The sequence below is a fragment of the Solemya pervernicosa gill symbiont genome (assembly GCF_002020875.1).
GTDB lineage: Bacteria > Pseudomonadota > Gammaproteobacteria.
In genome coordinates this window covers 78,053-84,052 of the sequence record NZ_MPRL01000004.1, presented here as the reverse complement: position 1 = coordinate 84,052, position 6,000 = coordinate 78,053, and the positions used below count along the sequence as shown (strand labels likewise).

Below are 6,000 nucleotides of genomic sequence, written 5' to 3'. Positions count from 1 at the left end.
AAACCAAACAGGAAGCAAAGCAGAGTCTGTTTGAATACATCGAAGTCTTTTATAACAGACGCAGGCGTCACTCGTACTTGGGGTATGTAAGTCCTGCAGGATACGAGGCAAAGTGTGCCTCTTAATTAATTCATCCGTTAAACCGGGGGAGCCTCAACAAGGAACTAAATTAGGATGGGGATCTGTAGTAAATGGTGCGTAATAGCGCGTACGTAAAAGGGGCGGGGTGAAGATCCCCTAATGGATCGGACGCTTCAATTGGTAGACATTGGACTTCCTTCATTTCCGTGGACACTCAATCTGATTTTTCCATCTGTTCCTCCCATGCTTTGAATTTATCTATAGGAGTGTCTGTCGGTTTGGGGGATGTCTAAGATGGAGGTAGTGCATGGCAACGATTGTTAGTTGTTGATGGATAAGTATTTTGAAAAAGGAATGTGTTTTTTGACATGGAGGAAGTTAATGATGTTGCGTTTTGCTTTTCGATTTTGTTTTGTGGTTTCTGTTGTTGTCTTAATTGGGTGCTCTTCTGCGCCATCTAAGAATGTTCGGGCGGGGGTTGTTGGCGTCGAATATACGAGGAGTCTTCCCGATCAGTCGTATGTTAAAAACCTGCCGCAAGAGGTTCGCTTGATCAGTAGGGCTTCAACGGGGAAGAGTGTGGCTATGCAGGTTGGTGTAAATGTGTTGTCGCTTGCTCTTGGCGGAGAGGTGGGTGGCCAGGGTTTTTCGAAGAATGAGCTCAGGGGTGAGGTTATTTCGGATGTTGATGATCGCGATAATGTAAGAAATCCAGTGGCTACCAGGTTTGTCTCTAGGGTCAAAGATGTTGTCAATGAATCGGTGGCAACGAATCCTGAGTGGAAGTCGAAGGTTTTTGTGAATCCTATTCTTGTTGGTGGCGGAAGTGCGGCGCTGGTGTATGAGAGTCTGTTGGGTGACGATGAGCTCTTCCGTTTAAAGCTGTTCCTTGAGGTCTATAAACGGAAGGAGGCGCGCGGTTTCAGCTTTAGCGGTCCATATGAAGTGGTTGATTGTTCTACTGAGACTGAGAGTCCACGTGTTTTGAGTGAGTGGTCTAGCAACGATTACGTTCTGGTTAAGTCGGAACTGGCGTCCCAGCTTGATCGTTGCCAGGGAATGGTGATCGCTCAACTTGATCGTCTGTTGGCTAACTGAGCTTCTCTTCTAGAATCGAAAAAGGCGCCAAAGGGCGCCTTTTTCGATTAGGTCTTGGATCAGACCGTCTGGTAGTAGAGGTTCTGTGGGTGGTTTGCCTGGGCGAAGAAGAACCAACGCTCAAACAGTAGGCCGAGGTACTGGATGGCGAAGGCGAGTACCAGTGCCTGAGGATTGCCGTCCATGCCGAGCCAGAGCAGTAGCAGTGGCAGTGGGAAGACCAGTACCAGGAAGATCCACTTAATCGACTTGAGGAAGATGGCGGTCTTGCCGTGGAAGTACTCGCGGGTGTTGTAGGAGCCACCCATCATGCCCATCGCCTTCTGCTGGATCTGGGTGTGGCGTACGCCGATGGCGGTTTGCAGGGTCGACTTGTACTTGATACGTGCGTTGCGGAACAGGCTCATGGCGCGGCTGACCAGTGCGGCGAGGGTGATGATCATCGCCCAGCTAGCGTAGAAGGCGACCAGCTCAGGTGCAGCAAAGGCGCTGTAGGCAGCGGCGAGGGTGAAGCCGGAGGCGCCACCGAAGAGGATGTAGTTGAACACCGTCAGCGAGCAGTTCCACTCCTGCAGGAACTTGAGGCTGGCGTAGATCATGCCGGTGGCGACAAACAGGATAAATACAGCAGCGCTGCCGAGGCCGCCGATCACCAGAGTCAGCTGCCCCTTGGTCTCTGCGCTACCGAAGATGTCGGCATCCCAGCCGAAGTAGTGGAAGACCATGTAGAGGAACATCAGCCCCATCACCAGCGGCAGGGCGATCAATTCACGCGACAGCCAGGAGGTGCGCCACTGCGTGACTCCACGCCAGGCGCGGGTGATGAAATAGCTCGGTTTGCCGAGGTGGAAGACCGCGGCAAACAGGCCGCCGACCATGAAGGCGAGGGCGAGCAGGCTACCGGTGACGTAGAAGCTGCTCTCCTGTGCCGGAAGCAGGTTGACGGTTGAGTAACTCTGTTCGGTGAAAATCGCCAGGAACAGGCCCTGGCCGACACCGATCAGGGTGGTGAGGAAGATTACTGAAAATGTGGGATGCATCTGTCGGATCTCCTGATTTACATCATCCAGTCGTCGAGGGTGACGTCGTCGCTGATCTCATGACGGATGTCCTCCTTCTTGAGCGGATTGTCGGCACGGACCAGCTCATCCTCATGGATGTGCATCTTGGTCTTGCGCCGTGGCAGGTAGTGGTTGGAGGGCTTGGTGCCCCATTCGGGCATCAGCTGGTAGCCGCCCTGTTCACGAATGGTGACCGAGACCTCGGAGTCGGGGTCGTGTACATCGCCGAAGAGGCGTGCCGAGGTTGGGCAGGCGAGCACGCAGGCGGGCTTGCGCATCGACTCGGGCAGTGACTCGTCGTAGATACGATCGACACAGAGGGTGCACTTCTTCATCACCTTCTGGTGCTTGTCGAACTCACGCGCACCGTAGGGGCAGGCCCAGGAGCAGTATTTACAGCCGATGCACTTGTCGTAGTCGACCAGTACGATGCCGTCATCCTCGCGCTTGAAGCTGGCGCCGGTCGGGCAGACCGGTACACAGGGTGCATCCTCACAGTGGAGGCAGCTCTTCGGGAAGTGCAGCGTCTCGGTGCGTGGGAACTGACCGATTTCGTAGGTCTGTACACGGTTGAAGAAGGTGCCGGTCGGGTCCTTATCATAAGGGTTGTCATCGAACATCGGACCGGCGTCGCCGGAGGTGTTCCACTGTTTGCAGCTGGTGACACAGGCGTGGCAGCCGACGCAGACATTCAGGTCGATAACGAGGGCTAACTGGCTCATTTGAACTCTCCCTTGCGGAACAGGCCGGCGAAATAGTTTTGCATCTTGCGGCGCATCGGCGTGCCGGGTGCGGAAGGCATGGTGGCGTACTGTGGGAAGGTCTCCTGCTTCTCACCTGGATCGGTGGGATAGACACGAACCTGCACATCGTACCAACCTGCCTGCCCGGTGACCGGGTCGGAGTTGGAAATGTTGGCACCCGCCTCGCAGCTTGGCAGCTCCTCGCTGATCAGGTGATTCATCAGGAAGCCCTGCTTTGACTCGTTGGCCTTGCCGTCTAGATTCCAGGCGCCAGACGCCTTGCCGACAGCGTTCCAGGTCCAGACGGTGCCCGGCTCGGTGCTCTCGCTGTAGCGCGCCATGCAGCGTACCTTGCCGTGCATCGACTCGACCCACATCCAGCCACCATCCTCAATACCGGCAGATTTTGCCGTCACTGGGTTGATGTAGAGGAAATTGTAGGTGTGGATCTGACGCAGCCAGGCGTTCTGGCTGTCCCACGAGTGGTACATCGCCATCGGACGCTGAGTGATCGCGTTAAGCGGATATTTATGTTTATCCGAGAGCTGCGCCTCGAGCGGCTCCGAGTAGAACGGCAGTGGATCGAAGTGGGTCTCGATGCGTTTGCGCAGATGATCGGGTGGCTGTTTGCCCTGGCTCTTGCCCTGTGCAGCAAGGCGGAACTTCTGCAACACCTCGGAGTAGATATGGATGTTGATCGGCTCGTCATAGCGGGTCAGGCTGTGTGACTGTGCCCACTGCAGATAGCCCTGGTTCCAGTTACGCATGTACTGGTAGGACTTCGGCAGATGATGGTGGTAGACGCAGTTGTTCTTCTCGTACATCTCCCACTGCTTCGGATTGGCCTCACCCTTCATGCTCTTCTCACCCGACTGGCCGCGCCAGCCGCTGAGGAAACCGATGCCCGAACCGGGTGCGGTTTCGAAATTGGTGACAAAATCGGGGTAGTCGCGATACTTGCGTGAGCCGTCGTCATTAACAAACGGTGGCAGCTTGAGGCGTGATCCGAGTTCGATCAGCACCTCCTGGAACGGTTTGCTGTCGCCCATCGGCGGCACTACCGGTACACGCACCGAGTCGACTGGTCCGTCATATTCGGAAATCGGACGATCAAGCATCGACATCACATCGTGACGCTCAAGGTAGGTGGTATCGGGCAACACCAGATCGGCAAAGGCAACCGTCTCAGACTGGAAGGCGTCGGCCACCACCAAGAAGGGGATCTTGTACTCACCATCCTCATCCTTGTCGTTGAGCATCTTGCGCACTTCATCGGTATTCATCGATGAGTTCCACGCCATGTTGGCCATGAACAGCATCAGGGTGTCGACCTTGTAGGGGTCGCCGCGCCAGGCGTTGGTGATGGCGTTGTGCATCAGGCCGTGTACCGAGAGTGGGTGCTCCCAGGAGAAACCCTTGTCGAGTCGTACCGGCTCACCCTTATCATCAACAAAAAGATCGTCCGGATCGGCGGGCCAGCCCAGCGGCATACCATCAAGCGGGGTGTTGGGCTTAACTGCCTCGGGACCCGTTGGGGTCTTCGGGCAGGGTGGGATCGGACGTGGGAAGGGCGCCTTGTGACGGAAGCCGCCGGGCCGATCGATCGTGCCGAGGATCGACATCAGGATCGACATCGCACGGATGGTCTGGAAGCCGTTAGAGTGTGCTGCCAGTCCGCGCATGGCGTGGAAGCTGACAGGGTTGCCGGTGATGGTGTCGTGCTCGTTGTCCCACACATCGGTCCAGGCAATCGGCAGCTCGATCTTCTCATCACGGGCGGTGATACCCATCTCGTGGGCGAGGCGACGGATTGTCTCGGCAGGGATGCCGGTGATATCGGCGGCCCACTCCGGTGTGTACTGCTCTACACGCTCGGCTAGCAGTTCAAAGGCAGGTTTGACCGGGGTGCCATCGGAGAGCTTAAACTCGCCACGCAGATAGGGATCGGCACCCGGGGTGTGGGTCGAGATCGGTTTATTAAGTTCACGATCCCACCACAGCTTGTTCTGTGGATCGAAACAGCCCTCTTCGGGTGGAACCTCAAATCGAACGAACATACCGTATTCGCTCGAGTTCTCATCCATGTTGACCAGCTCTGCGGAGTTGGAGTACTGGATCAGGAAGTCGCGATCGTAGAGCCCCTGATTGATGATCTCGTGGTTGAGTGCCAGCAGCAGTGCGCCATCGGTGCCGGGTTTGATCGGAATCCACTCATCGGCGATGGCCGAGTAACCGGTTCGGACCGGGTTGATCGAGATAAAACGGCCGCCGTTACGTTTGAACTTCGCAAGCTCAATCTTCATCGGGTTGGAGTGGTGATCCTCGGCGGTGCCGATCATCACGAATAGTTTGGAGCGCTCCAGATCGGGTCCACCAAACTCCCAGAAGGAGCCGCCGATGGTATAGATCATGCCAGCGGCCATGTTGACCGAGCAGAAACCGCCGTGTGCGGCGTAGTTTGGAGTACCGAAGTTCTTGGCGAATAGACCAGTGAGCGCCTGCATCTGGTCGCGGCCGGTAAATAGCGCAAACTTCTTCGGGTCGGTGGCGCGGATATCGCCGAGGCGCTCTTCTAGGGTGCTAAAGGCCTCTTCCCAGCTGATCTCTTCAAACTCCCCCGCTCCGCGTTCAGAGCCCGCCTTGCGTTTAAGTGGCTTGGTCAGGCGTGCTGGAGAGTACTGCTTCATGATGCCTGATGAACCCTTGGCGCAGATCACACCCTTATTAAGAGGATGGTCAGGATTGCCCTGGATGTAACGAACCTGTCCATCGCGCAGATGGACACGGATACCGCAGCGACAGGCGCACATGTAGCAGGTGGTGTTTTTAACCTCAGTACGGCCTTCGGCCACAGCTTGCTGAGTGGTTGATGACATAGGGGAGTCTCGATTGCCTGAGTTGTTGCTAGGAAAATAACGCATCGCTGTGAATAGTTCGCCCCACAGATGATGATCGCTGTAAAATATCACAATATACTAATATGCGTATATCCCATATGGGGTATACGGCTGGACCGA

Annotated in this window: 5 protein-coding genes; 2 read left to right on the top strand and 3 right to left on the bottom strand. The window is 55.9% G+C overall.

The features are described from left to right. Together BOW52_RS02040 and BOW52_RS02035 are read left to right on the top strand one after the other, a co-directional pair. Window positions 1-125: IS3 family transposase (locus tag BOW52_RS02040; RefSeq protein WP_153043210.1), on the top strand; the 125-nt coding region annotated here is incomplete at its 5' end. 286 nt (window positions 126-411) lie between these two features. Continuing rightward, window positions 412-1,179, top strand: coding sequence for a hypothetical protein (locus BOW52_RS02035; RefSeq protein WP_135621936.1), 768 nt, complete (start codon window positions 412-414; stop codon window positions 1,177-1,179). Window positions 1,180-1,238: 59 nt separating this feature from the next. Here the strand turns inward: BOW52_RS02035 and BOW52_RS02030 are convergent, their stop codons facing one another. The 3 genes from BOW52_RS02030 to BOW52_RS02020 are packed head-to-tail and all read right to left on the bottom strand — an operon-like array spanning window position 1,239 to window position 5,859. Beyond that, window positions 1,239-2,219, bottom strand: coding sequence for a dimethyl sulfoxide reductase anchor subunit family protein (locus tag BOW52_RS02030; RefSeq protein WP_078482418.1), 981 nt, complete (start codon window positions 2,217-2,219; stop codon window positions 1,239-1,241). A gap of 17 nt (window positions 2,220-2,236) precedes the next feature. Then, complete coding sequence (locus BOW52_RS02025) at window positions 2,237-2,962, bottom strand: 4Fe-4S dicluster domain-containing protein (protein WP_078482417.1); 726 nt, start codon at window positions 2,960-2,962, stop codon at window positions 2,237-2,239. Then, window positions 2,959-5,859 carry a molybdopterin oxidoreductase family protein gene (locus BOW52_RS02020; RefSeq protein WP_078482416.1) on the bottom strand — a complete coding sequence of 967 codons (2,901 nt, stop codon included), beginning with the start codon at window positions 5,857-5,859 and terminating at the stop codon, window positions 2,959-2,961. The genes BOW52_RS02025 and BOW52_RS02020 overlap by 4 nt, the downstream gene beginning before the upstream one ends. Between the last annotated feature and the right edge of the window lie 141 nt (window positions 5,860-6,000).

Excerpts from the sequence above, each read along its gene's own strand:
- BOW52_RS02035 (WP_135621936.1), top strand. The coding sequence starts at position 412 with ATGGATAAGTATTTTGAAAAAGGAATGTGTTTTTTGACATGGAGGAAG.
- BOW52_RS02030 (WP_078482418.1), bottom strand. The coding sequence starts at position 2,219 with ATGCATCCCACATTTTCAGTAATCTTCCTCACCACCCTGATCGGTGTC.
- BOW52_RS02025 (WP_078482417.1), bottom strand. The coding sequence starts at position 2,962 with ATGAGCCAGTTAGCCCTCGTTATCGACCTGAATGTCTGCGTCGGCTGC.
- BOW52_RS02020 (WP_078482416.1), bottom strand. The coding sequence starts at position 5,859 with ATGTCATCAACCACTCAGCAAGCTGTGGCCGAAGGCCGTACTGAGGTT.